General features: G+C 43.9%; 21 protein-coding genes and 2 pseudogenes. 7 read left to right on the forward strand and 16 right to left on the reverse strand.

The genetic code is table 11. The annotated features are described in order from the left end of the window. Nucleotides 1–371: 371 nt before the first annotated feature. Entirely contained in the window at nt 372–701 is a 330-nt protein-coding gene (locus tag E3K36_14470) for a 4a-hydroxytetrahydrobiopterin dehydratase (GenBank protein MCF6156408.1), read from the reverse strand. 136 nt (nt 702–837) lie between these two features. After that, nucleotides 838–2,511, reverse strand: coding sequence for a urocanate hydratase (gene hutU / locus E3K36_14475; protein ID MCF6156409.1), 1,674 nt, complete (start codon nt 2,509–2,511; stop codon nt 838–840). A gap of 1,402 nt (nt 2,512–3,913) precedes the next feature. Between hutU and E3K36_14480 the strand changes: the two genes are divergently transcribed. From E3K36_14480 to E3K36_14500, 5 genes are all read left to right on the forward strand, one after another. Further along, nucleotides 3,914–4,627: a cobalamin-binding protein gene (locus E3K36_14480; protein ID MCF6156410.1), complete on the forward strand. Its 714-nt coding sequence runs from the start codon at nt 3,914–3,916 to the stop codon at nt 4,625–4,627. Further along, nucleotides 4,624–5,676, forward strand: a complete 1,053-nt coding sequence (locus E3K36_14485; GenBank protein ID MCF6156411.1) for a uroporphyrinogen decarboxylase — start codon at nt 4,624–4,626, stop codon at nt 5,674–5,676. Before E3K36_14480 ends, E3K36_14485 begins: the two co-directional genes overlap by 4 nt. Nucleotides 5,677–5,753: 77 nt before the next feature. Further along, nucleotides 5,754–6,785, forward strand: a complete 1,032-nt coding sequence (locus E3K36_14490; GenBank protein MCF6156412.1) for an MtaA/CmuA family methyltransferase — start codon at nt 5,754–5,756, stop codon at nt 6,783–6,785. Nucleotides 6,786–7,054: 269 nt separating this feature from the next. Then, on the forward strand, nt 7,055–8,845 hold the full coding sequence (locus E3K36_14495) for a DUF4445 domain-containing protein (GenBank protein ID MCF6156413.1): 1,791 nt from the start codon (nt 7,055–7,057) through the stop codon (nt 8,843–8,845). A 371-nt stretch (nt 8,846–9,216) separates the two neighbouring features. Next, nucleotides 9,217–9,399 (forward strand): hypothetical protein, encoded by a 183-nt coding sequence (locus E3K36_14500; GenBank protein MCF6156414.1) that lies wholly within the window; start codon nt 9,217–9,219, stop codon nt 9,397–9,399. A 245-nt stretch (nt 9,400–9,644) separates the two neighbouring features. Here the strand turns inward: E3K36_14500 and E3K36_14505 are convergent, their stop codons facing one another. The 11 genes and pseudogenes from E3K36_14505 to E3K36_14555 form a co-directional block, all read right to left on the reverse strand. Beyond that, nucleotides 9,645–9,842, reverse strand: coding sequence for a hypothetical protein (locus E3K36_14505; protein ID MCF6156415.1), 198 nt, complete (start codon nt 9,840–9,842; stop codon nt 9,645–9,647). Between the two features lie 132 nt (nt 9,843–9,974). Beyond that, the gene (locus tag E3K36_14510; GenBank protein ID MCF6156416.1) at nt 9,975–11,363 is read right to left on the reverse strand and encodes an FAD-binding oxidoreductase; all 1,389 of its coding nucleotides are present in this window, start codon (nt 11,361–11,363) and stop codon (nt 9,975–9,977) included. 76 nt (nt 11,364–11,439) lie between these two features. After that, entirely contained in the window at nt 11,440–11,706 is a 267-nt protein-coding gene (locus E3K36_14515; protein ID MCF6156417.1) for a cytoplasmic protein, read from the reverse strand. Nucleotides 11,707–11,873: 167 nt separating this feature from the next. Next, nucleotides 11,874–12,050: an antitoxin gene (locus E3K36_14520; GenBank protein ID MCF6156418.1), complete on the reverse strand. Its 177-nt coding sequence runs from the start codon at nt 12,048–12,050 to the stop codon at nt 11,874–11,876. A 159-nt stretch (nt 12,051–12,209) separates the two neighbouring features. Next, nucleotides 12,210–12,481: pseudogene (locus E3K36_14525) on the reverse strand (type II toxin-antitoxin system RelE/ParE family toxin). Between the two features lies 1 nt (nt 12,482). Beyond that, a pseudogene (locus E3K36_14530) lies at nt 12,483–12,675 on the reverse strand (hypothetical protein). A 28-nt stretch (nt 12,676–12,703) separates the two neighbouring features. Continuing rightward, nucleotides 12,704–13,642: a bifunctional methylenetetrahydrofolate dehydrogenase/methenyltetrahydrofolate cyclohydrolase FolD gene (folD, locus tag E3K36_14535; protein ID MCF6156419.1), complete on the reverse strand. Its 939-nt coding sequence runs from the start codon at nt 13,640–13,642 to the stop codon at nt 12,704–12,706. Nucleotides 13,643–13,784: 142 nt separating this feature from the next. After that, nucleotides 13,785–16,190 carry a tetratricopeptide repeat protein gene (locus E3K36_14540; protein ID MCF6156420.1) on the reverse strand — a complete coding sequence of 802 codons (2,406 nt, stop codon included), beginning with the start codon at nt 16,188–16,190 and terminating at the stop codon, nt 13,785–13,787. Between the two features lie 134 nt (nt 16,191–16,324). Continuing rightward, nucleotides 16,325–16,672, reverse strand: a complete 348-nt coding sequence (locus E3K36_14545) for a hypothetical protein (GenBank protein MCF6156421.1) — start codon at nt 16,670–16,672, stop codon at nt 16,325–16,327. Nucleotides 16,673–17,283: 611 nt separating this feature from the next. Then, nucleotides 17,284–17,925, reverse strand: coding sequence for a hypothetical protein (locus tag E3K36_14550; protein MCF6156422.1), 642 nt, complete (start codon nt 17,923–17,925; stop codon nt 17,284–17,286). Between the two features lie 258 nt (nt 17,926–18,183). After that, the gene (locus tag E3K36_14555; GenBank protein MCF6156423.1) at nt 18,184–19,047 is read right to left on the reverse strand and encodes a hypothetical protein; all 864 of its coding nucleotides are present in this window, start codon (nt 19,045–19,047) and stop codon (nt 18,184–18,186) included. 328 nt (nt 19,048–19,375) lie between these two features. On the opposite strand from E3K36_14555, the gene E3K36_14560 reads away from it, so the two are divergent. Both E3K36_14560 and E3K36_14565 read left to right on the forward strand, forming a co-directional pair. Continuing rightward, a complete protein-coding gene (locus tag E3K36_14560; protein ID MCF6156424.1) occupies nt 19,376–19,828 on the forward strand; it encodes a hypothetical protein in 453 nt (150 codons plus the stop codon). 130 nt (nt 19,829–19,958) lie between these two features. Further along, nucleotides 19,959–20,519, forward strand: coding sequence for a hypothetical protein (locus tag E3K36_14565; GenBank protein MCF6156425.1), 561 nt, complete (start codon nt 19,959–19,961; stop codon nt 20,517–20,519). A gap of 494 nt (nt 20,520–21,013) precedes the next feature. On the opposite strand, the gene E3K36_14570 is transcribed toward E3K36_14565, so the two are convergent. From E3K36_14570 to E3K36_14580, 3 genes are all read right to left on the reverse strand, one after another. Continuing rightward, a complete protein-coding gene (locus tag E3K36_14570) occupies nt 21,014–22,195 on the reverse strand; it encodes a hypothetical protein (protein ID MCF6156426.1) in 1,182 nt (393 codons plus the stop codon). A gap of 289 nt (nt 22,196–22,484) precedes the next feature. Next, nucleotides 22,485–23,729: a hypothetical protein gene (locus E3K36_14575; protein MCF6156427.1), complete on the reverse strand. Its 1,245-nt coding sequence runs from the start codon at nt 23,727–23,729 to the stop codon at nt 22,485–22,487. A 425-nt stretch (nt 23,730–24,154) separates the two neighbouring features. Further along, nucleotides 24,155–24,385 (reverse strand): hypothetical protein, encoded by a 231-nt coding sequence (locus tag E3K36_14580; protein MCF6156428.1) that lies wholly within the window; start codon nt 24,383–24,385, stop codon nt 24,155–24,157. Between the last annotated feature and the right edge of the window lie 85 nt (nt 24,386–24,470).

Raw genomic sequence — 24,470 nt, forward strand, 5'->3', positions numbered from 1 at the left:
AATCGTCCCTACGGGACTGTATTTCTCTTTGATAAAAATACAGGCAATAAATTGCCTGCCTATTGCCTCACGTCCCTATAGGGACTTAAAAAGCACAACTCATCTTTCAAAAAACTAAACTGTTTCTATCTTTATTATATCATTTACAGATGCCAGATAAATATCTATATCCTTTGCCTTTTTCACGGTTCTGTTTATAAACGACTTTTCAAAACTGGAAAGTTTTTTATTACAACCTCGGTGTATTATTTTACTCGTTCAAGAACAATCCTTTTATCCATTTAAACAATTCCTCCGTTTCATCAACCTTCCCTTTGTCTTCTGAGTCAGATCTCGTTGCTGAAAGGGAAGACAAAGAAGCGCTGAGCGAATTACTTACTAATTGTGTCAATCTTTGCCGCCAGGATAAAATCGCTTTCTGTCAGCCCATTGATCTTATGGGTATAAATCTTAATATCTACTTTTCCCCAGGTTAGGGTGATTACGGGATGGTGTCCCTCCTGTTCGGCAATCTCTCCTACCCGATTCACAAAATCCAGAGCCTTTCGAAAGTCGGGGAATTTAAAGGTCTTGAACAAGTGGTGTTCTTCCACCATATCCCACCCTTCTACTTGCTTCTGCAAGGCTTGAAGCGCCTCACCTTTTAAGGGTGGCACCCCACCTTTACACGGTACGCATTTTTTAGAAGCCAGTTCAGACATATGAGAACCCTCCAAAAAAGTTTCTATCTGTGTTTGATTTGATAAATAGAGAGAGAAACAACAAATTTACTTTGTATTCAGAAAAATCAAAGATAAAAAGTAAAAGATGCATATCAAAATGTGAAAATTCCAAAATTTATTCAGGTATCTGTACGTCCTTTTCCTTTGCTACCTGCATAGCCTCTTCGTAGCCTGCATCCACGTGCCTCGCTATTCCAATCCCCGGGTCTGCCGTTAATACCTTTTCAAGTCTCGCATCTTTTTCCTTTGTGCCGTCGGCAACGATAACCATGCCCGCATGGAGGGAGTTGCCGATTCCCACACCTCCCCCATGATGGAAACTTACCCAACTGGCACCATTTATGGCATTCAGGGCGAAGTTTATCAATGGCCAATCGGCGATGGCATCGCTGCCGTCTTTCATGTCCTCGGTCTCCCGATACGGAGATGCCACAGACCCGCAGTCGAGATGGTCTCTGCCGATAACTATTGGGGCTCTGACAAAGCCCTTTCTCACCATATCATTGATGATCAAACCCATCTTCGCGCGGTCACCGTATCCCAACCAGCAAATCCTTGCCGGTAGTCCCAATTGTGGCGCCTTTTCTTTGGCAAGCTTTATCCACCTTACAAGCGATGTATCATCAGAAAAGTTTTCAATGACTGCATCATCAATCTTTTCAATATCTGCCTTGTCACCTGATAAAGCCACCCACCGGAATGGCCCTTTTCCCTGGCAAAATAATGGTCGTATAAATGCAGGTACAAAACCCGGATAGCGGTATCGCCCATTCGAGTCCCTCATGGCAACACCCGCCATCTCTGCCTGTGACCTCAGATTGTTGCCGTAATCGAAACACACGGCCCCATTCCTTTGCATTGCTAAAATGGCTTTTGCATGATCGATAATGGCATCCAACACCTTTTCTTTATAGGCCCGTTTATTCCTTTCCTTCAGTTTGTCGAGATACTCCACATTACCAACCGGTACGTACGACATCAGATCATGTGCGGGTGTTTGATCTGTGACAACATCAGGTACGATATTCCGTTTCAACAGTTCAGGATGTACTTCAGCAGCATTTCCCACCAAACCTACCGATAGGGGTAATTGTCTGGCTTTTGCATCGAAGATCCATTGAAGAGCTTCATCGAGGTTATCCGTCATCTTATCACAATAGCCTTCTTTTACTTTTTTTTCTATTCGTTCCCTCCGTACTTCTACGCACAGAACCACTCCCTCGTTCATGGTTACGGCCAACGGCTGAGCGCCGCTCATACCTCCCATACCTGCTGTAAGCACAAATTTGCCCTTAAGGGTTTCTGCATTAAATGCCTTTTTGGCGAGGGCTGCAAAGGTTTCGTAAGTGCCTTGCAAAATGCCTTGCGTGCCTATATAAATCCAGCTCCCTGCCGTCATCTGGCCATACATCGCAAGGCCCATCTCATCGTATTTATCGAATACCTCCTGTTTGGCCCATGCAGGGACAAGGTTTGCATTGGCAATAACAATACGCGGGGCCCATTCATGAGTTCTGGCAACATATACCGGCTTGCCTGATTGCACGCAGAGGGTCTCATCCTTTTTTAATATTTTCAGGATATTTACAATTCTTTGATATTCCTTCCAATTCCTTGCGGCACGGCCTGCACCTCCATAGACGATGAGTTCTTCCGGCTGAATGGCCACATCAGGGTCGAGATTGTTCATCAACATGCGCAGGGCCGCCTCGCTATCCCAGTTATTACAAGCAAGGGTAGCGCCCGTTGGTGCCTTGATAGGCGTCTGTGGTTTGAATTCGTAAAACATTGGTCGCGTCATAGATATGTATTCCTTATAAAATCAGGACACGGATTTTTCACAGATACACGCAGATAAATACTTTTTTATAATTTGTGTTGTTTGTGTCATCTGTGTACAAAATAACTATATTTTTTAATACTTATACTTCGGGTAGAAATTTAGCCAATTCCTGCATCCATTTCCAGGTTTCGTTCTTTATTTCTTCGGCCTCAACTCCGTCTTTGAAGGAGTCTTCATTGTCTTCAATAAAGCAATAAATCTTCCCTAAAAATTCTTTCAACTCGGCAACTTGTTTCAGGATATCCATATATTATTTCCTCCGGAAATAGAAAAATGTTTTTTGTATTTCTGCGGATATTTAACCATAAAAATGCAAAAAATACAAAAGTATAGTACTGGATATGAAAACAACCAACAACGGTGAGGTTTTCCTTCCATCCGATAACGACTATCAAGTTATACGGGTAGGGGTGGGCAATGCCCACCCCTACCTGAGGACACGGACAAACAAATTTGTCCGTGCCACCCCGAATACCGCTTAAATGAAATGAAAATTCCTATACAATTAAATTAGGTCTTCAGCGGGAGCATTCCCGATTTTTTGTGACTTCCGCTGGTTTTGGTGAAATGTTGCAGAGTGTTAACCCTGACAGGGTTTAGAACCCTGTCAGGGTTGTGTCGTCCTGACCCCATGAACAGTTACAAAAAATCGGGAATGCTCCCGTCTTCAGCAACTTTCTCAATATAGAGCGACGAGGCTCGTCGCTCTACAACCACAGCGTTGAAATTCCTTATCATTGAATCAGGCATACTGAAGTTCGCGCTACAACTGCAACTTTGAATTTCCTAAGCATCAAGTTGGGCTGCCTTTGGCAGCGACTTTTAAGCTCCCCTCTAAAAAGAGGGGCCGGGGGTGTGTTCCGGCAAATTTACACACCCCTGTATCCCCTCTTTCCAAAGGGGAATCATGAAAGATCAAAATTCCTTTGATAACAGGTATTGTCTTGTATCTGATCGAACCAACTTTTTGACGTTGTAAAATATCGACTCATTTGTATAATTATAGTATATAAGATTGCAGGGCAATCTTGTTGGTTTAATTTTCTGTTACATTTTTGGGAGTCCAGCCATGAACTGGGAAAAATACCTGTTACTCAGGTATGGGTGAGCATGCATGCTGAAGTGGCGGTGCCATTTCCAGGTTCGATGGATAAGGTACGGACTCTCCATGATCATTCCCTAGTGCGTTTCTCAAGGTAGCAAGGCATCTTTTGCCCTGCGACTCATTTGTCATTCGGTAGGAAATCCAACCTTTATCCATCTCAGTATTATCCTGTAAGGAAAGACACTGTCCTTCTTCCAATAGTTAATTGGTTAGTTTTTTGTTTTTTTGAATAACAAGCAGGAGGTGTTTATGGAAAAGCCGGATATTTTACATGATCTGTCTCAGGCTGTAATTGATATGGATACAGCCCGTGCCAGCAGAGCGGCTGCAGAGGCAATAAGATGCAAAGTCGATCCTTATGAAGCCATCATGGACGGGCTTGCAAAGGGAATGGAAAAAGTCAACGAATTATTCGAGAACGAGGAATACTTTGTTCCGGAAATACTTCTCTGTGCCGATGCCATGTATGCCGGCATCGAAGTGCTCAGACCGTATCTTTCAAAGGAGGATGCGTGGAATAAGAAAAAGGTGGTTATTGGCGTCGTTAAGGGTGATACCCATGATATCGGGAAAAATCTCGTAAAGATCATGTTGGATAACGCCGGGTTTGAAATGCACGACCTTGGCAGAAATGTCCCGTATGCAACGTTTGTTGACACTGCCGGAGAGTTAAACGCGGACCTCGTTTGCCTTTCAACCCTCATGACCACAACAATGGACGGTATGCAAGTGGTTATTGAAGACCTTAAGAAAGCGGGGATAGCTTCCAGGATTATGATTGGTGGTGGTCCCATATCCCCGGGATTTGCAAGGAACATCGGTGCCGATGGCTATGCAAAGAATGCTGCTGAGGCAGTCAGGGTTGCAAGGAGCTTGTTCCAAACTATCCCGGTACAGCGAACTTTTAAAACTCCGGAATTGGTGAGCGTGAGGAAAAAACAGGGAGGTGCGCGATGAATTGTGCTGATGAAATGACACCCAAAGAGAGGATGCAGGCAATCCTGCAGGGGAAGGATGTTGATAGACTCCTGGTAAGTCCCCTGATCCTGAATTTTGCATCAAGAAGTTTAAATCTCACGGTAAAAAGTTTTTGCACAAATGGCAAAAACATGGGAGATGCCAATATCGCCTGCTTTAAAAAATACCGTCACGATATCGTTTATATTTTTTCTACCACCTCTACCCTGGCAGAAGCTATGGGAACGAAAATGTATTTCCCCGAAGATGACGCACCCCAGGTGGAAACCCCATTTATACAAACGCGGGAAGACCTTAAAAAATTAAGGCCAGTTGATCCGGAGAAGGATGGGAGGCTTCCGGTCTATCTGGAGGCAGTGAAGCGATGTGTAGACGCAATTGGAAACGAGGTCTTTATCGTGCCTGTCATCGGGGCCCCGTTTACGACATCTGCTGCTTTACGTGGAACGGAGACCTTCATTAAAGAACTTTATACCGATCAGGAACTGATTCATACCGTGATGAAGGTTGCTACCCAGTCGGTCAAAAACCTAATCGATGCCTATGTAAAGGCTGGTGGTGTACCGGTTACCGTTGAACCCGTGGCCACGGGTTCTATGATAAGCGAAAAACACTTTCGGGAGTTTGTCTTTCCGTACCTCAAAGAGGTGTATGCTCATATTCATTCGTATGGTCTCCCGGGTGTGCTCCATATTTGCGGTAAGACAAAAAGGGTAATACAGTGCATGGCTGAGAGCGGAGCTGATATCCTGAGTATCGATAACATTGATTTGTTTGAGGCCAAGGCACTGGTAGGCGATAAGGTCTGTTTAATGGGGAATGTAAGCCCTGCGGAAGGCATGCTCAAGGGAAATCCGGAGGTTATAACCAATATGGTAAAGGATTGTGTGATTAAGGCATCCGACAACCCGAAGGGATTTGTACTGGCCACGGGATGTGAGGTTCCTATTAAGACACCCCATGAAAATCTGATCGCCTTTCTTGATGCCGGGAGAAGGTTTGCACGCCTTCCCATTAATTTAAATTAATATTAACCACGAAGGCACAAAGACACGAAGAAAAACTTTGTATCTCGCAGGCTTTATGGCTATTTTTACATGCTAATATGACGGAAAAAGAAAGATTGTTAAAAGTCCTTCGTGGTGAGAAGGTTGATAGACCGCCGGTTATCAGTCCTGGTGGCATGATGACTATGGCCAGCAGAGAGGTTATGGAACGGACGGGTTGTCGCTGGCCGGCGGTACACAGGGATGCAGAAAAGATGGCAGCACTTTCGATTGCCATGCACGATAAGTCAGGAATTGAAAACCTTGGCATCCCCTTCTGTATGACCGTAGAGGCCGAGGCCCTGGGCGGAGAAGTGGAGGATGGTGACGAGGTTACCGAGCCCCGTATAATAAATTATCCATTGAAATCCATTGAAGAGTGGAGGAGTTTAAAAGAATTAAATCCTTACAAAGATGGCCGTCTTCCCGTCATTCTTGCGTGTACTTCCCTATTGAACCAGAGGCATCCTGATATTCCCGTAATCGGGAACCTGGTAGGCCCCTTAAGTCTTGCCACTTCCCTGATAGATGCGACGACACTTTTTAAGGCGCTCAGACAGATGCCTGAAGAAGTTCACGGTATGCTTGGTTTTTTAACGGATAATGGTATCAGGTATGGCGAGGCGCTTATAAAGAGTGGCGCCGATCTTATCGTAATATCCGATCCCTCTGCAACGGGTGAAATACTTGGTCCGAATATGTTCAATGAGTTTGCACTTCCCTATCTGAATAAAATGATAACCCGTGTGCATGCGCTTGGCAAACCGGTCATTGTGCATATCTGCGGGAATGTAAGCTCTGTCTACGAACCTCTCAAAAGGCTCACCCCTGAATGCATCAGTGTGGATTCCGCAGTAAACATAAAAGAGGCAAAGGATTCTCTTCCAGACAAAAAGCTGATGGGTAACGTAAGTACCATACTCCTGCAAAACGGGCCTGTTAGCAAAATACAAACGGTCTCAAAAAACCTTTTAGATTTCGGTATCGATATCCTTGCCCCTGCATGCGGTCTTAGTGCCAAAACGCCTGTCCGACATATCAAGGCCATGACAGACCAAGTCAAAATGACGTCAGGTAGCCGCATGTTTTAACCTGCGTTTCAGACTCTCAAAAGTGGCGACTACTTGATGTTTGATTTCAAAGTTTACCCATGGCATTCCCAAACAGAGTTTGGGAATGCCATGGGTAAGAAACCCTGTTTCGAAAAATCAACCGGTAAAATTTCCGGTAGCTAAGCAGACATCCATGAAACAGAGTTTTATGGTAGCCTGGTGTTCCCAAACGGAGTTTAGGAACAAGCGGTCAAAAGTCGCTGCCAAAGGCAGCCTAATTAAAATAAAAATCCATATACAATAAATTTATGACAGAGGGTGTTAAGATAACATTTTATCCTTCAAAGATTACAGGCGTAATACCAAAAGGGATCACCATACTTGATGCTGCAAGGAGCCTTGGTGTTGATATTGAGGGTCCATGCGGAGGCATCGGTAAATGTGGAAGGGATCTGGTACAGATAAGGAAAGAAGGAATCCTTCACACAGTTCTTGCCTGTAAAACTCCAGTAAAAACGGACATTGAGGTTATTCTCCCGTTACATGAAAAGAAGGCGCTGAAGATTATTGAGGGCTTTTACGCAAAGGGTGGCCGGGTTTGCGATATCGACCCTTTTGTAAGGAAAGAGTTGATACACAATGAACATAACCTTTGTTTTACAAATGTGTATGCCAACGATGATCTCCTTTTTGCAGAGAATGGTAATACAAAAGACCAGATCTATGGGATAGCTATAGACATCGGAACAACTACGGTGGTTGCATCGCTGGTTGACCTTACTAGTGGCGAGGTATTGAACAGTTCGTCAACGCTGAATCCTCTGGTGTATTATGGTCACGATGTTATGTCGCGGATAAAGTACTCTGCATCCCGACAGGATGGCCTTCTCTGGATGCACAGGGAACTCATTTCCGCCGTCAATCTTTTGATACAGGTTTTATCTTCTGAAAAAGCTGTGAGACCCGAGAATATCTATCAAATCGCAGGGGCTGGCAATACAACGATGCAGCATATCTTCTTAAACAAGGAGATAAAGGGAATCGGTGAGTATCCCTACCAGGCCGAAATCCTTGATGCCTGTACTACTACAGCACAGGAACTATCAATCGATGTTGCTGCAAATACCCCTGTAATGACCTTTCCGTGCATTTCTGCCTATGTGGGGGGTGATATCGTTTCCGGGCTTCTGGCCATTGACATAAAATCCATAGAGGCACCTGCCATTTTCCTTGACATAGGTACCAACGGTGAGATTGCCCTTATCCTGAACGACAGCATCGTTGCATCGTCCACGGCAGCAGGTCCATGCTTTGAGGGAATGACCATAAGTTCTGGCATGAGGGCTGGTGAAGGTGCCATTGAGCGTGTCAGATTTGGGGATGAATTATCTTTGGAGGTTATCGGTGGTGGTCAGCCCAAAGGTATCTGTGGGAGCGGGCTTTTGGATTTGGTATCGGAACTCGTCAGAATTGGTCTTGTGAACTCCCGGGGACGTTTGCAGTCTCCTGATAATGAAAATAGCGTCATTCAGCAAACCGCAACAAAATCCTCCCTGCCTAGCGACAATTCAGTATCCCGCCTGTCAATCCCCAATTTAATCCCCCTTAGCGAGGGGGGCGAAGGGGGGTGTAAAGATACTTGCACAAATGAGAAACCTTTACACAGCAATATACTAAATTATAAAAAAAATCTATTTGAGAAAGACGGGAAGCGCCATTTTCGTTTGACGGATACGGTATCCATATCACAAGAAGATATACGGCAGGTTCAACTGGCAAAGGCCGCCATCAGGGCAGGGGTTGAAATTTTACTTGCCGGGTGTAACATCAAAGCCGGGGAACTAAAGACAATTATCATTGCAGGGGGATTCGGTTACCACCTGAACGAAAAGAGCCTCTTCGGCATCGGTCTTTTTCCTGAGGCAATAAATGCAAGAATTTCTTTTGTGGGTAATTCCAGCCTGGAAGGTGCCGTAAAGGTGCTCTTAGATAAAAAATTAATGAATGATGCGGTTCAAATTGCCAGGACCGCTCAGGTGGTGGAACTTTCTCAAATTCCGGAGTTTGAAGGTGTTTTTATCAGCGAAATGCGTTTCTAAGGGTTATATTTTGCGAGCGAATGAACAAGTATTTTCCTTGTTATTCTAATTCTTTCTTCCACAACTATGGCATTTATGAGCAGAGGATTTTCTGTGGGTTTCCACTAATTTGCCCATTTCATGTGATATTACTACCAATGTTGTGTCTGCATTAGGTAATAAATATTACGAGATCAAATAGCAGACTACTATTTTCCTTATTGATTTGAGATATAATTTTACTATGATACTGTATATATAGTATTTATGAAAAATAAGATACACATCATACCTGGCGCAGTATAGCCGCAACGAATAATTCCTTTCTTTCCCTCATTCGCAGGGTGACAACATAAAACATTTTTTGTATTTCATTAATAAGGAGAAACAAAATGATTACAAAAGATATAGCCAAACAGGTAATCGATAATTTGCCAAATGAGGTAACTATGGATGATATTATGCATGCATTATATATAAGAACAAAATTTGATCACGGTAAACGTGAATTAAGAGAAGGGAAAGGTATTTCACACGAAGGGGCAAAACGGAATTTACAAAAGTGGTTAAAATAATTTGGTCACCTTCTGCGCCGGAAGATGCCAACTCAATTGCCGGGTTTATTGCCAGAGATTTGGTTGACCGGGATGCCCTTTTTGTTGCCTTGCAAAACGCTAGTGATAAAACGATTGATAAGGAATAATCCGGTCATACTAATATGTCTAACGGCTGGTTCATGCTTGTAGCCTGAACCAGGACATTTGGAGTGTTCTCAAAGCCTTTGCTGTTTTATTCTGTTGAAGTCTAAAAACATTTCGGTTCAATCTGCAAGATTGAACCAGCGAAGGCAATCTAAGATATGGATTCTGTATATACTGCCCTCTCTAAATTGAAGCTTTCCCACATGAATTGCTTTCATGATATCATTTTGTGTCAATCCAAATTCTTCAAAAGTAGTTTTGTCGTTTAGAGTGCCTCCCTTTTTTGTCCATTCATAATTTACATCGTCGTAAGACATAGAATTTCTCAAAACGTCTCAATTTCTCATTGTTCCTGCGCCCAACGATTGAGTCCGGCTGCATCTTGCGAGTAAGCGAAGCGCTGCTTACAAGGCACAGACTGGAACGAAAAGGGTGTGCATGGATTCGGACTAAGCGACCGGCTTGATGTTCTGATTCAAGCGGAAAAGGTTCGTGGGGTCGTATTTGCGCTTCAGTTGAACCAGCCGTTGGTAGTTTGACCCATAGGCCGCCGGAATGCGGTTGGCCTCATCTTGTGTAAGAAAATTAACGTATACGCCACCTGTCGCGTATGGCGCAGTTGCATTGGAGAACTCACGAGCCCAGGAAATACACGTCTTATCATCTTCGCGTTTCTCCCAGCGGCTATGCGCGTTGAGGACAAACTTTGTGTCTCGCTGAGCGTACGCTGTAGCATCCTTCGGTACGCGGTTCGCTTGCCCACTCAGAAGCCCGATAAAGAGCTCGCATTGAGATGTCGGAAGCTTGGCTGCATACTCGATCATTGAGTCGATGGCATTGTCGCTGAGTTCCGAGAAGTTGTGCGACTTCCAATAATTTCGCACACCGGCGATGAGCAAGGGGTCGAATGTTTTTTGCCACGCCGTGTATGGCTGCGACCCGATATGTTCGCCATGCGGCTGACCAAAACTGCGCAGAGGTTCGATCGCCCGCATTCCCGCCTCGATATCTCCGACGTAGAGAAACGGAAAGACAACGACTTCCTTCCCGTGAACCTCCGCGGGAAGGAACGGCAACGGCGGCGCCTGACGTAATATCACCCAAACGTTCAAATCCTCGGAAATCTGATCCACGAACTCACGGTACTTCACGAGCAGGGTCTTGGCTTGCGTGAAGGGGAAAACGATGATCCCGCTCAACACGTCGGGTCCTACCGGATGCAACTGAAACTCGAACAGGGTAACGACGCCGAAGTTTCCTCCTCCTCCGCGAATCGCCCAGAACAAATCGGGATTCTCCTGTGCATTTGCCCGCACAAGCTTGCCTTCAGCTGTGATTACGTCTGCAGACAGAAGGTTGTCGATGGACAATCCGTATTTGCGGGTAAGCCAACCGAAACCGCCGCCCAGGGTAAGTCCAGCCACACCCGTAGTCGAGTTGATTCCCAGCGGGGTTGCCAGCCCGAAGGTCTGTGCTTCGTGGTCGAAGTCCGCAAGGGTGGCCCCGGGTTCGACGTAAGCGCGACATGTTTCCGGATTCACCCGAACTGATTTCATAGCGGAGAGATCGATCATCAACCCATCGTCGCAGACCGCGTTTCCGGCGATATTGTGACCTCCACCCCGGACAGACAACAGCAAGTCGTGATCGCGCGCCAGTACGACTGAACGAATCACGTCAGCTACACCTGCACACCATACAATTAGGCCGGGTTTGCGATCTATCATGGCGTTCCAGACCGTGCGCGCGGTATCAAATCCCGGTTCGCCTGGCAGCAGGACCTTACCTCTTACCTGCGATTTGAATTTTTCGATCACTTCATTCTGAATTCCAGCCATAATGAAGGCCCCCCTTTCTTTAACGATACCCAATGTAAACTATATGTCCGTTTGGGTATTGGGTATATAGTAAAGTTCACGAAAACCAATGTCTCTGCATTTCTCTCAGGAATTCAACCGTAATAGGATATCCTAATTTCGATCCAATTACTGAATCAATTCCACATCGTGGACACAATGCGGTTTGCCCAACTCCTTTTTCGTCTTTGTCGATCCATTTCTCAATTTCTGGTGGTTGGAAAACCGCTGTGCAGTAAAAGCACCCGCATTGGTTACTTGCCAATGCTTTATCGCGGTGATTGTTCGAGTGTTTGTGCGCACTAAGGTAATCGGGTTTAGTCATAGTGCCGTCAGTACGAACAGTTATTTTTATTCTATGGCAGTACTTGTGTTAAAGTAATGGAAGCTGTTTTATTCTGTAAATCCTGCCAAAATGGATATTCTTATGTAACACAATTACTTCGTCGTTACCATCATTGTTTTTCTTCCCCCAATTTTCTATGACCTTTATCAATAGGAAATTTTTCGTGGGTTTCTGTGGTATGCCTCCAGTCGTTCATCGACTATCTTTTTCTCTTCCTCGATTAATTCAACGGAGTCCGCTTCAGCTGCTATGATATCCCAAATATTCTCAACGAGTTGAATCCTTTCCGGGATTAATAAATCAAGAATATCAGTTGTGGTCATTTTTTTTCATGCGATTAAGCTCTTTCATACTTTAATTATTTCAGCCGACATTTATTTGGATTCAGACTTCTTAGAATGGAATCAACCACTATTGCTCTTTCTTCAACTGGCAGCGATAGTGCTTCTGCCATCAAGCTTTTCGTTTTCATCACGGTTCTCCTATGGAAATATCCTGTATATATCTTTGCGATGTGCGGCACGTTGACAAACAAGTATTTGGTTATTTTTATCAATGGTTATTCCAATTCTATAATCTCCCAGATGGATTTTGTATTTGTCTGGGTAACCTGTCATGCGTTCAATATATCCGAGCTCAAATGGATGGAAGATAACAACTCATCAAAAACTATCTTTTCAGCCTTAACCTGTATGTCTTTGGGCAACCTGGAGAGTTCTTTAAGAAAACGTTTTGTATATTCAACTTTCCACATGCTATTTTAACGATTGATAATATTTTCTTGCATCCTCAATTGAAAATCGCTCATCATCTTTTGCCTCATCCATTAATTTTGATAATCCATAATTTTCTATTATCTCTTCTAACCGTACAAATTTCAATTGGTATTTGAACAGCAACAGGATTTTGATTTTCATCAATAACTATTTTTTTGTGAATTTTTAACATTTACACCTCCACAAGGTATTTGTTTATATTATTTATCACAAAATGTATTTTTCTTCTCTTGGATTCCCAACCTGAATTTGAGGGATTTTAAAGTGTTTTTCATCAGCATGGTAATAGTCATGGGCCCAACACCACCGGGAACAGGGGTTATGTATCCGGCAATTTCTTTAGCCGCATCAAAATCAACGTCACCTTTTAAAATGGGAACCATCTTTTTGGGGTCATCTTTACTGGGCTTTTCACCGACTCTGTTAACACCTACATCAATGACGCATGCACCTGGCTTGATCCATTCCGGCTTTACTAGGCCTGGAACACCCGCGGCAACGATTAAGATGTCTGCACGTTTGCAATGATCGGCTAGATTTTTGGTTTTTGTGTGGACAACGGTTACCGTTGCATCAGCTCCTCTTCCCTTCTGAACCAGCATATTGGCAATCGGCTTTCCCACGATATTTGAGCGTCCAACAACGACGGCCTCAGCCCCGCTTGTTTCAATGCCGGAACGTACAATCAGTTCCTGAATGCCGGCTGGCGTGCAAGGCGGGAATTTTACCTCATCACCGCCGATCATAAGGCGTCCGACATTGACGGGATGAAAACCGTCGACATCCTTATCAGGATCAATGGCATTGAGCACCTTTTTTTCATCGATGTGTTTTGGTAGGGGGAGCTGTACAAGGATACCATGAACTGAATCATCTTTGTTGTATTTATCAATAAGTGCGAGAAGGTCTTTCTCTGAAATATCGACGGGCTGATTATCCTGTATCTCTTTAAAACCTAACCTGTGAGCAGTTTTAATTTTTAAAGTAACATATGATACTGAAGCAGGATTTTGACCTACCAGAATGGTTACCAGTCCTGGCACAACGCCATATTTTCCTTTAATATGTACTACTTCTGTGGCGATTTCCTGGAGAATTTGTTCTCCGATTTCAGTTCCCTTGATTAATTTTGCAGCCATGAACTTACAATATTCCTTTCTAAAATATGCTTAAAGAAAACTCAGATATACGTAACAAATATCTTGTATTTAAGATTTGTGCCAAATTATCCGAATTAATACTATTTGTCAAGCCAGAATAAACCCAAGACAAAATCCGGAATTACTTTTTACTTCTGCCTTCCTCTATCCCTTTTTCAGGTATTATATTGGAAGATGGGGTAAGGCTTCCGCTCGTTTCCAACTGAATTCCTTTTGATCCCTCCAAAAGTTCGAGTGTTGCTTTTTCAATATCCGCTTCCAATCCACCAACTTTAAGTTTCGTTAATTGAGGGAGGAGAAAACTTACCAGAGTGAATGCAAAAAATAATGGAGCCAAAACTGCAAAGGTTGTTTCGCTGATATTAGTCTTTACATACTTCAAGGGTGCTGCATAAAGCATCCATAAACCAATCATTTGCACGATCCCCAGGGCTGCAAGGACTTTGCCCATTTTTTCCAGCGTTTTGGTTCTTCGTCCCAAAAGTAAGGTTCGGAACCGTTCCAGATTTCGTCTGGCTGCCCAGTGTTCCTTATTGAGATTAACACAATGTTCAAAATCATTTTCTGAAGCTTCATATTGTTTCATATAAGAGTGAATGATCCCGCGTTTAAAATAAAGTTCAGCCTTACGGCTATCAGGAGCTCCTGATAGCGCCTTGTCGACTGCTGTTAATGCCTCATCATAATAAATCTTATCGCCTCGTTTATTTCCTAAGCAGATAAAAAGGTCTACGAGTGTTTCGTGAATGATCCAGAGGTCTTGCGCGGCAATCTTTGTGTGCATTTTCGATTCTGCCAAGGATCTTAATAGACGTTCTGCTTCATCAAATTGTTCTAAACGCATCAGACTGAGTGTAAGTCCTTGTTGTGCTCTGACATTTTTAGGATTTATTCGGACAGCTTGCCGATACTGAGGAACGGCTTCAGCATATTTGCCTTGCCTATAATAAAATCGTCCCAGCTCGTTATAGCCTTCGTCGTCTTTAGGATCGAGTTTTACCGCTTCTTTAAGAGAAGTTTCAGCTTGATTATAAAGTTCCAATGATGTTAGCAGCGAACCAAGATTTCGGTGTGCAGACGCCCCTTTTTTATTTAGCTCAATTGCTTTACAAAAGAACCGTTCTGCGTCCTCATACCTTTCCTGAACTGCTGCTATAAGGCCCAGCCAATTGTTGGTCTCGGCATCGGATGGATTAATTGCAATGGCCATTTCAAACTCAGCCTTAGCTGTGTCATAATCTTCTTGGTCATAGAATAATCCACCCAGGCCAGCGTGCGCCAGGTAGTAATCTTCCTTGAGGTTGAGTGCAGTGCGAAACTCCCTCTCCGCTTCTGAATAGCGTTTGAGTGCTTGCAGTGTCAGCCCTATGTTGTAATGATAAGCCGGTTCCTGGGTATTTAGTTCACTGGCCTTACGGAATGACTTCTCGGCATCCTCATAGTGAGCCTGAACCAGTGCCACACGACCCAGCCAATTATGGGTCTCGGCATCGGTTGGGTTGATTGCAATGGCCTTTTCAAACTCAGTTTTTGCCTCTTCATAGCGTTCCTGGTCAAAGGACAACCCTCCCAGGCCGGCGTGCGCCGGGGAGTAGTCTTCCTTGAGATTAAGTGCAGCGCGGAACTCCCTTTCCGCTTCTGAATAACGTTTGAGATTCAGTAATACCAGTCCAAGATTGCTGTGATAAGCCGGTTCCTCAGGTTTTAGTTCACTGGCCTTACGGAATGACTTCTCGGCATCCTCATAGTGAGCCTGAACCAGCGCCACACGACCCAGCCAATTATGGGTCTCGGCATCGGTTGGGTTGATTGCAATGGCCTTTTCAAACTCAGTTTTTGCCTCTTCATAGCGTTCCTGGTCAAAGGACAATCCTCCCAGGCCGGCGTGCGCCGGGGAGTAGTCTTCCTTGAGATTAAGTGCAGCGCGGAACTCCCTTTCCGCTTCTGAATAACGTTTGAGTGCTTGCAATGCCAACCCTATGTTGTAATGATAGACCGGTTCCTCAGGTTTGAGTTTACTGGCCCTGCAGAATGACTTTTCGGCATCTCCATATCGCTCCTGAACCATTGCCACACGGCCCAGCCAGTTATGGGTCTCGGCATCAGTTGGGTTGATTGCAATGGCCTTTTCAAACTCAGTCTGTGCCTCTTCGTAGTGTCCCTGGTCAAAGGACAATCCTCCCAGGCCGGCGTGCGCCGGGGAGTAGTTTTCCTTGAGGTTAAGTGCAGCGCGGAACTCCCTTTCCGCTTCTGAGTAACGTTTGAGTGCTTGCAATGCCAACCCTATGTTGTAATGATAGACCGGTTCCTCAGGTTTGAGTTCACTGGCCTTGCGGAACGACTTTTCGGCATCTTCATATCGCACCTGAACCAGTGCCACAAGACCCAACCCCTTGTGTGCCTCGTGATTATCTGGATTGATTTCACATACACTTTCAAATTCCTTTTTTGCTTCGCTATAGTTTCCCTGTTGAAAAAAAGCGTTACCCGATTGCAAATGAAGCTGTTCCTCAAAGTGGTTTTCCATTTTTAGAACCTTTACTTGTTATTTGGAGATTATAAGTGTTCATTTTATAACAAATTCAGGATAGGAGTTGGATGAATATCCGTCCATTTTGCATTCATCACATTCTCCATAGTAAATAAAGGCTGGCGGATTCTTTAACCTGTCTTCATAAAGATATGTAAGTTTTTTATATTCATTTTCATGGGCATTCCAGTTCCACAGTTGTGCACCAGAATGATTTCTGCCATGATACTGACTGCAAGTTCTTCCGGTGTAATAGCGCCGATGTTCAGTCCTATTGGGGCATACACTTCACGTAAACGTTCCGGTGGTACCTTTTCCTTCAGAAGGTTTTTATAGATCTCAAGCGTTTTCCGCTTGCTCCCTAATAATCCTTTGTAGCGGGCCGGAGTTCGGATGGCAGCAGCCAGCGCTAAATCATCATACCGATGACCGCGTGTGGCCACAACAATATAAGTGTTTGAATTGACCCTGAATCCCAAGACATAAGAAGTTAAAAGGTAAAAAAGTTAATAAAATAGCGGGATAAGACTTGATTATTTTATGCTTTATGATACCCTTCCAAGACACGGGAGAAAAACCAGAAAACATCCTTTATTTTGGAGGTCTTATCCTTGCCTACAGACGCAAAAGATAAAAAAGAAATTAATAAATTTCCAACTCTGCGGTGGGAAGACCACCCCATAGACAGACTTCGAATCCTTCATCGCGAAAACCATATCCCTGCTTCCTGAAAACTGCTGGCTCAGCCGGGTACGGTTAGACAGGGGATTTTTCTCTGAAGATACCTGCCTGTTCTTTGAGGCAAAGGGAACTATTACGTATTACCTCAAGGTAGTGGTAAATCCAAAGATGCATAATTACTTTGCCCGTATCCCTGAAGAACAGTTTACCCATATCGAGGGTACACCTTTTGATCTGGCCGCGGTGTACTATCGCCCTGATGCTTAGGGTAAGGAACGGAGATTTATCGTCATACGAAAACTTATCCCTGTCAGATCAAAGGATAAACGCCAAAAATCACTCTTTGAGCCGCCGCCTCATGTATAAGTATGAGGCGATTGTTACCAATGCCAAGGTTTTCCTTTGTTTTTTATTCCCTGGTATCACCTTCTAAATCATACGTCCAGGAATAATCGTGAGTGGCATCGAAGATCACCTTTTTGAATCCTATATTTTTCAAGGTGGGGAGAAAACCGGTACCATTCACTACCCGATATACAAGGGGACGCGACCAGAACATGTACTCCATCCGCAAAATCGTCTTTTCCTCTCCCTCTAATTCCACATGGACGTACATATCTTTACCCACAAAATACCTCTCAAGTTTCCCTACCACCTCTTCACGCTGCTTTTTCAAATACCTGTGGGTCAGGATTGCCGATATTCTTTCGATTTCTGCCTCTCTCCGCGTTACTTCGGCCAATAACCTTTGTGCTTCGGCGTAATCCGGGGAATCATCTTTGATTGCCTCAAGGTGTATCCGTGCATCGTAAACCCTTCCCCACGAAGTTTTTGCCAGGTCTTCATCCGGTCTGTATCCATCCATTAATGCCTGCTTTGCTTCCATCAGGTGGTCGTGGGGAGTTAGTTCTCCTGGTTTAATTTCGTTAACCAACGCAGGCTGTTTGGTGTTTTTTGTATTCCATGTGACCATAACAAAAAGAATACTTGCGCCGATAATAAACGAGACGATCGCCCACCATCTTTTGTCAAGGGGTTTTGATGGATACATATTTTCAGCCTATTAAAATTAGGCTGCTTTGGCAGCAACTTTTAATTTCTTGTCATTAAATCAGGTCTTCGACAATTTTTTTCAACCACCAAGACCCCAAGACACGAAGGTTTTCTTTGTGACTCTGTGGTAATTGAAATTCCTAAGCATGCAGCATAGCCGCAACCAAACCACCCCTCTCTTTCTCCCCTTCGCAAGGGGAAAATACAAGAGGGGCAAAAACTTTTCAAAAAAGAAGTTTTTACACAGTAATATTATTCATTGTTTAGCCGGGATCGATCGCCCCACGAGTTTGCAGAAATGGTAAAAGCAAAAGTACTCCCACGCAAAGGGCCCAAAACCCAGAAATCCAGCTACCGGCATCTCGAAGATCTTTACATCTTTCATAAAAGGTGCGGTGTACACCCATTTTGATGCAGCCCAGTAATTCCAGAACTCCCACAGGAAACCGCAGATGTAACCTGCTATGAAGAGACTTAATATGCGAGAAAGTCTCCCTTCTTCCAAATCCTTTAACAACGAATCCCCTTTGCTGCAATATACAATGGGATCGAATATCATGACATATCCCGTCCAGACCAGCCCAAAAAGATAGCGGGCATAGTCTCTGCTGATAAGTAGTGGAGCCATGATAAAAAAGAATCCCAGGACAATACTGCTGTATATAATCCTGTTTGAAACGTGGAGATTGGCAATTCGAAACCGATCAAAAAATTTCAGGGTTTCGATGAGTTCTGTGGTCTGGAATATCCCCGGCATGATCATGGCAAAGGCCAGTCCCATCCCGATACAGAGTTCTATCCTGTTGTTCGGCAAACCCTGATATTCCCAGTTTGCAAGATGAAGGTTGTAGAATTCAAATAAAAGCCAGAAGGCGATGGATAGTGGCATCTGAATGTAAAACTCCCGTCTCCGGTTACAGAGGAGTGAATTCCCTTTGAGCTTGAAAATAACCGCATCCAAAAGCATCACGTAGCCCAACCAGCACAAGGGTGTTGCCCAGATGCTGATTTTATACGCAAAGTAACTGCGATGCTGGATGAGTAAGCAGAACTCCACAAGGCAGATTAATCCAATACCCAGCCAGCCATGGTGCTTAAATGTGAAGGATGTGTTCTTCATGGAATAATGGTTATGAAAGGTTGAAAAATCATACCTGAACGGAAATAATGATTCAAGATATTTTATTTTTTTTCGTTATAGTTCACCGCAGAAGGCACAGAGAACACGGGGAAAAACCACATACTTTTATCTTTTTATCCTCCGATAAAGGGGAGGTCTTCCACAAATTATTTAAATAAATCCGCGCAGCTACCAGATAGCCAGAAAAACTGCATAAATAAAATGAAGATTTCCTATACTTTTCAATATAGAGCGAAGAGCCTCTTCGCTCTACATATATTTGCGCAGGTATATTCGTTTTTAGATAACCCAAACAAAGAGGCTGTGAATGCAGTACATCAATACATATTATTTCAAGAACAAGGTTCTTCGGAAATATATTGTATGGTATTTTGTCATTTTTATCCTGGCTTTTGTTTCACATGCTCGTGCCGACGATAGAGAAATTGCCTCCCTGTTTACCCCGGTTGCTTTAAAAAACGAATCAGTGGTTACTGCGGCAATTCCTGAGAGTTATCAGGATATCATTGTTAACGCTGCCCTTTTGAAAACGGAAAGTGAGGAGCAGTACAGGATACGAATCGATTTTCTGCACCAATCGATTATGGGGGGCGTTATACCTCCTGAATATGAACTACAGAAAAAAATGGACGTCATACCTGGTGTTTCTCAGGGTATTGATGGCGGCACATTCTTTGATGTGCTTGTCCTGTATACCAAGGGCTTTGCAGAGACATATCCAGGAGATGAGCTTTATGCGCAGATCTCGTTACCTTGCTGAGGGCCTTTACTGATACGAACGATGTGTGTGGTCTTGCATGGCAGATGACATCACTCAGCAGTTCATTTGAAAGGTTTGCTTATTCAGTGGTTCAAGTAGGCAGAATTAGTTTTGGGGGCGGTTTTAAGTTTTGCACAGACCAGACCTTGCCCATGAAATGGGACACAATATAGGCTGTGCCCATGAGGATGGAAGCGGTGCCGTGTTCGATCATTCAAAGGGACACGTGTTTCCACCCTATATGTCGGTTATGGCCATAAGCGGCTGGACGAGGGTCAGTCAGTTCTCTAATCCGGACGTATCTTATTTGGGACTTGTTACTGGCACAAACGACGCAGATAACGCGCGTTCAATAACCAGGGTCAAATTGACTGTTTCTCAGTTTCGGGATTCGAAATGTTTGGGATCGATGACCGCGACTCCTGATAGGCTGTCCCTGAATCGGGAGGAGAGCAGCGAAGTGATAATTACCATGACAGGCGAGTACGATTACCCAGTTGAAGGCAAAGAGGTAAAGGCAAATGTTAATAAGGAAGGAAAAAGGCGCATATCAGTTTCACCATCCAGTGGTATCACAGACTCTAATGGACAGACCACATTTACCATAACTTCCGGGAAGAAGAAAGGGAATGCAAAGATCAAATTTAAGACAGACTGCCTCAAGAAATCAGTGAAAGTAACGGTTGAGTAGAATAGTACATGAGTATTTTAATCAAAAAGAAGTAAATGGGAAGCCATTATCGTGTTATTAACTTTATTTTTCATTGAAATAGGTTTGTAATTTTTTTAGTATAACGTCTGAACGATGCCGCAGGCAATGGCCTATCCACACAAGTGATTTGTTATCCTTCTTCTGCCATTGCCTTTTTCAGTTGTGTAGACAGGGGGGGGTGTCTATTACAGGAAAGAGTGTTATTTTATCAATAACGCGAGTATACAAGAGAAGGTTTGAAATTAGTATATATTTCCAGCAGACGCTGCGGCTATGCGGCGCACGCTTTCATGTAAGATACCTTGCAACACCACAAAAGCTCGATACAGGTACAAACGTCAAATTCATACCCGCTCCGCGCGCGTCCGACAGCAGCCGCTTGTCAGGCTTATTTTTACCAACCTTCCCCCTTTTTGACGTCGAAAATTTTGCCACACCTTTCTACACTGCTGCCAACCCGCCGCACTTCCTCACTAATGAGCCCAGCTTACGTGCCCCAGCTTCTCTTTCTCATCGCGACGTCTTGTTAATTCGCTGGCCAGGTCAGGGCTAATTTGTCCTGTCTCGAAAACCGACTGATACATCTTCGATTCAAGGGCGTTGCGCCCCTTTTGGCTCCTCTCGTAGGCGATCTTACGGGCAGTCCCAAACTCGGTAGCAGGTTCCTTGACGCTGTTCTTCCTGTCATGAACCCAATTGCCGGGATTGGCCCCCATCTCGGAAGCAAGGATCGCCCACATTCTTGCCTCTTCGGAATCTGCACCCGTTTTGGGAAACGTGATTGTACCAACCAGCTTTTTATGCCCTTCTTCCCATCGGTCGGTAAGCTCGCGCGTCGGTGTTTCGTCCTCACTCAGAAATGGTATCCAGTAGAGCAGAAATTCGATATCGCCTTCGCCTTGTCTCTTCTTCCAGTCCTCCGAGAAGTGGCGCTCACCAGGACGGAATTCGGGGCGACGGTTTTCGTCATGAGTCGGCACCAGTGTAAATTTGCCTGCTCTGCCACTAACCTCTTCAATGCCAGTCCAGTATGTCTGATAAGCAGTACTAGAATTGAACGTGCGAATCGTTTGTTTGACGATATGGGCAAGGGTCTTTCCGGCTTTTAACCATCCCATCCGTTCTTTAAGTGCGATAGCGAATTCTTTCTGTTCAGCAAGGAGATTACCGATGTCGTATTCTCCCCAGTCACCAATGAGCGGGATTTTTGCTCCGGCAGACGCTGCGGTGGCATGAAGTACATCTATGAAATCCCTGTGGTTGTCCGTCGGAGCAGTTGGGTCGTTGATGCCAAGAAAGTCGACGCGATGGCCGTCCTTCGTTTGAAACGCTACCATAATACCGAGGAAGTCCGGGTTCGTTTCGATGTGGGGCATGCCAAGCCCCGTCGAAATCCGGCCAATGCCAAAATACTCTGCTTTCGGCTCAAAGAGCCCGACACCTTCTAATTCCGAAGGAAGGACGTCAGCAACCTTGAACACAACCTTGCTACCTGCTATTTGATATTGGTGGGCCACACGGTCAGGCAGGTGAAGATCCTTATGGTTGTTGAGCAGTTTTCTCTGTATGTCTTGCACCTCAGAAACATCTTCCGCAATAGCTCTCAGGTCTTCTGAGTTAGGCCTGAAAGGTATCCAGGATTTAGCTTTACTCATAACTGTTCTCCTTAAGTTACAATTTGGTTATCATGTGATGCACATCCGATTTGAATCAAATATTTTACGTACGGGTGCGCGCCTGCGGCAAGATACTTTCATCTCTCTTTTTCTCTTTCGCCTTTATGGTTCCAGCCAAGAGGGTAGTTGCCCTTCCATCCGGTTTTTTCTTGTGAGTGAAGCTTGTTCCATTTGATCAAATGACAATAAGTCTGTTCCGTGCGGCTATTGTAATAACGTAGAGAGATGATAATAAATTGTTTTTTCCTTTAAAAGTGTTGTTTCAAATTTATTTAGTAGAAAGTTCACCAGCACCGGAGTCTAAATAGAGTTCATCCACTATAAGCTGTGTGTTGAAAAGCATCTTCTCATATTGAGTATATACGCCGTGCCCAAAAAGAGTTTTATGAGCATTCCACCAGAACCAACTGTTGTCTTTATAATCTACCAAAAGGGTTTTACCATAGTGAGGGACACGCATTTTTACTTCTGCATTTTTTTTCCAGGAATTAATATTACAACCATCACCCAATAAAATATCAAGTTTTTTGTTTTCTTCTTCTTTTTGTAAAACAAAACTATCTGAGCCGGCAATTCCCCATTGTTGTATATAATCGCCGTCTTTAGTCCAAAGCACGCCCTCAAGACTACCACCAGTATATTCTTTCCCACGATGATTGATGATATTCAATAAACGGTAGTTTCCATCTCCCCAGCCGTAACGAGGGGGTGTGCCAAAGGTAACAATATCTAATTGAACCTGACGAATTTTTTGCAAACATTCATCAAAGTTAGCAATATCTTCTTTATTATCCTGACAATTAACTTTATCAAAATTAATAATATTACGAAGATCTTTTATTCCGGGTGACTGCGCCAGAAAATTTGTCAGAAGAGCAAATAATTGCCCAGCATGACTATGTCCTATAAGCAAGATGCGTTCTCCCGGTGTTGGCACCCTTTGATTGATATCCCATGCTAGAGCTTTTGTCAGACACACAACACCTTCCAAGCGGGCCAGGTGGTAATTTGCTGAAGACCATATAAAGTTTTCACAATGAATTTTATTACCGATAGCCTTTTTAAAAAGACCGACATACCCGTCCGTATAATTACCCACATCAGCATATGTTTTATCATTAACCTTTTTGATAAAATTGGTTATCGTTTTTTCATATTCAGGGCTTAATTCAGGATAAACATATTGTTTAACCCATGAAATAGTTTCGGCAGGATCGTTGCCAACAAAGGTACCGTGCACAAAATAAACTGAACGTACTTTAGCAAGTTCTAACTGCTGTCCCAAAGCACTCATTGCACTTCTCCACTTTTCAGGCTGATCTTCCAGCCTGAATGATTTTTTGTTAAAAGGTGCTATTTTGTTAAATTCATACATGAGAACAGGATTAGAGGGGGGAATGTTAATATATTTCTGAGGCGTAAGGTCTGCCTTTACTGCATGTTCTTGAACAAATAAAGCAAACAAGAGCAAAATAAAAAGCAAGACAATAAAACTTTTCTGCTGAGTATACATCTTAACCTCCTTCTCTTTTCGTGTCGGTCATCTGAACCAGCATTTTCAGAGTTGCAGAACTTCTCCAAAATAATTGAGACATGTTTAGTGAGGATGGAAACTCTATAATGGGCAATCCCCTCTTTTGCCTGGGCACTTAGGTATTTAATTATTTGCCTGTCTTTCTTCTCCGGCCGCTCTTTCAACAAAATTCGGTTGGCCGGTTTTTTGTCTTTTTTGACATCTTGCCATTCCGTAAATTGCCGTTTCATGATACCCTCGCACTTTTGATCCAAATAAAGTGATCATGACGACGGACGTTGAACTTTAAAAAAAACCGTTTGTGCAAGGCGGCGAATTTAAATGAATACCGAGATTCTTTCCCATCTTGTGCTTTGCCAAAAAGCGTTCCTGTCCAGAGAACGATTCGCAACGTAACCCGGGAATCACTGCGGGGTCCGAAGCGCCAGAGTCAAAACTCCGGTAACGCCCGGAACTTGAGCAAATGCGCTGAGGGCATTGTCAAGATCAACAAGAGATTCCGCATTAATATGCAGAATCACGCCAAACCCATATGCGTTTCCGACCACCAATTGTTTGGCGTTCCCCAGAGAAATGCTCCTGAGAGTTTCTTCACTCACGTTTTGTCCTTCGATTAAAACCAAACTCAGCATCATGTTGTTTCCTCCTAACAGTTAATTTCAATCATTGTAACTACTTTCATATCAGGCTTTCTGCATTTTTCGCCAATCGCCCATTCCG

The organism is Candidatus Brocadia sp. (assembly GCA_021646415.1).
Classification (GTDB): domain Bacteria; phylum Planctomycetota; class Brocadiia; order Brocadiales; family Brocadiaceae; genus Brocadia.